Raw genomic sequence first — 291 nt, forward strand, 5'->3', positions numbered from 1 at the left:
TCCGGCTTATGTGCGACTTATCATCAATGAGGAAAGCCGTCAGGTGGTGATTCATGTTTGCGAAGGAACAACTCCAAAGGCAACCACGTTTTACAAGCCCAAGAAGAACGGTGTGATTTCTGTAAGATGGAGTTCGCAAGATTTGGTTGCGACGTTCAAACGATTGTTAGAGAACGATTTCCAAGTGCACGGTTACCGTGTTGACGGAGAATTGATCGAAGATGGCTTGATGCTTTTAGATCTAAATTCCGCAAAACCTTTGGTCTAACAGTTTCCAACTGTTTGACAAAT

The 291-nt window shown here is 43.3% G+C and carries 1 protein-coding gene; it reads left to right on the forward strand.

What is annotated here, in order from left to right; all coding sequences use genetic code 11:
- The coding region (locus P0G09_RS20095; RefSeq protein WP_275253559.1) for a hypothetical protein at positions 1–268 on the forward strand (268 nt) is incomplete at its 5' end.
- Between the last annotated feature and the right edge of the window lie 23 nt (positions 269–291).

The organism is Faecalibacterium sp. DFI.5.82 (assembly GCF_029076575.1).
In the GTDB taxonomy this organism is placed as follows: domain Bacteria; phylum Bacillota; class Clostridia; order Oscillospirales; family Ruminococcaceae; genus Faecalibacterium; species Faecalibacterium duncaniae.